Annotated in this window: 2 protein-coding genes; one reads left to right on the top strand and one right to left on the bottom strand. The window is 55.6% G+C overall.

Annotated elements, in window-relative coordinates; translation table 11 throughout:
• Window positions 1-336 precede the first annotated feature (336 nt).
• A complete protein-coding gene (locus tag P0D80_RS49750; RefSeq protein WP_408295992.1) occupies window positions 337-1,572 on the top strand; it encodes a dicarboxylate/amino acid:cation symporter in 1,236 nt (411 codons plus the stop codon).
• 272 nt (window positions 1,573-1,844) lie between these two features.
• Here P0D80_RS49750 and P0D80_RS49755 read toward each other — a convergent pair.
• The coding region (locus P0D80_RS49755; protein ID WP_408295995.1) for a transposase at window positions 1,845-2,062 on the bottom strand (218 nt) is incomplete at its 5' end.

A 2,062-nucleotide genomic window follows, 5' to 3' on the forward strand; every position in this document is an offset into this window, starting at 1 on the left:
GAAGCCAGTCCCGGCACCACTTGCAGACAAATTCAAGGGCCTCATAAAACTAGCAACCAGTTGAACGCGTCACGACCGCAGCCGAAACCCTACGGGCACTGCGAAACGAAGCCATTTGATGTTGAGATCTGTATAAGGAGGTGTCCTAACCCCATGCATTGCACTGCGCATTTCGTACCAGTCCTGGTGCGAGATTTTGCTTTTCCAATCAAAATTGAGTTGCCGGTCGTCGCAGCTCACTATCGATGCGCGAACCCAATGAGACTACGCGATTGCATCGCGAGTCGTGCGAACCGATCGCAATCCACTCCCCGCTACCTCAAAGGAACTATTTCGATGAATCTGCTTGCCAAACTCCGTCCACGCCGTTTTGAGATGTGGCATCAGATTCTGATTGCGATGATTCTGGGTGTCGCTGCTGGGCACCTCATCGGCGCGCCGGCGAAGGCGCTGCAGCCGCTCGGCGATATTTTCATGTCGCTGATCCGGATGTGCGTCATCCCGGTGGTGTTTGTCTCGCTCGTCTGCGGTATCACTTCACTGCGCGATTTGGCCGCAATGCGCCGGATTGCGTGGAAGGCGATTGTGATTTACGCGCTTTCGATGGGCGTGACGGTTGTCCTGGCGATGGGCGTGGCAAGCTTTTTCGGCATTGGCCAGGGTTTCCACCTTGGCGGGGAGGACATTGCCGTCCACGTCACGGAACCTATCAGCCTGACGGACTCGCTACTAGCTGCGATTCCGTCAAACCCGTTCAAGGCCTTTGCCGATGGCGCGCTGTTGCCGACCATCGTTTTCGCGGTGTTCTTTGGGATCGCCATCAACCTGGCAGGCGAGGCTGGGCGACCGGTGCGCAGCTTCTTCGAGAGTCTGGCAGCTGTGGTGTTCAAGCTGATCACGATGGTATTAAAGTTTGCTCCGTTCGGCGTGTTTGGTTTGATGGCGTTCGTCACGGCCGATCATGGCTTTGCCGTGCTGGGCCATCTGGGTGCGCTGGTGGCCGTGAACTACGCGACGTTCCTTTTCTTCATGATCGTGATGTGCGGTGCGATGTTACTGTTGTCTGGCCTGAATCCCGCACCGTTCGTACGCAAGATGCTCCCGATTCAACTGTTCGCCTACTCGACTGCCAGCAGCAATGCGACGCTGCCGCTGAACATGGAAAACACGCAAAAGCGCCTTGGCGTGGATAAAGGGGTCGCGAGCTTTGTGCTGCCACTTGGCGCGACCATCAACATGGCCGGGCTTGCCGCCTATCTCGGTACTGTTACGATCTTTGCCAGCAACGCGTATGGAATCGAGTTGAGTGTCACGCAATTGATGACTGTTGTGTTGACCACCGTCATGGCGTCGATTGGTGCTGCGGGGATTCCCGGCACGGCGCTGGTGGTGATGAGTCTGGTGCTGGCTTCAGTCGGATTGCCGCTCGAAGTCATCGCCGTGATTGCTGCAGTGGATCGGTTGCTCGACATGGGCTGTACGTCGGCGAACGTTACGGGCGATACAGTGACGGCGGTGATTGTGGCGAAGTCGGAAGGTGTGCTGAATATCACAGAGTACAATCGCGCTTAAGGACTCGGAAGTTCGCGGCGGACTAGGCAGGCGCGTCGTCTTTTTGCGGCGCGCCTGTTGTTTATGGGGGCACGTTTGCGACGTGAAGCCCTCACGGTTCCAACGTGCCGCGGCGTTCGACGAGAGCGTTTCATTTGGTGGGGTTAGACGATGAGTTGGACGGTTGCGTCGCTGGCGGTAAAGCCGGGATACCACCGTTCGATGTCCTGACGAAGACGACCGTCGATGACCCTGACGCAAAAGAGGGTCTTCTTCGTTTGTAGTTGATGAAGTCAGGCGTAGATTTTGAAGCCTTGCAGATCGAGAAACAGGCGTTGAAACAGGGTCTCGGGTTTGAAGATGCCGTAGCAACGTCGCTTGATTACCTTAATCAGATTGTTAAGTCCTTCTACAAAGCCGCTATTCCGTCTCTGTTTGAAATAGTTGGCCATGTAGGGCTGATATTTTCCAAGCGTTGCAATGAAGACGGGTTTAGACATTCGCATACAAC

The organism is Paraburkholderia sp. RL17-373-BIF-A, assembly GCF_046030175.1.
Classification (GTDB): Bacteria; Pseudomonadota; Gammaproteobacteria; order Burkholderiales; family Burkholderiaceae; genus Paraburkholderia.

Bases quoted from the DNA above. Each gene is read 5' to 3' on its own strand.
- P0D80_RS49750 (WP_408295992.1), top strand. From the start codon at position 337: ATGAATCTGCTTGCCAAACTCCGTCCACGCCGTTTTGAGATGTGGCAT.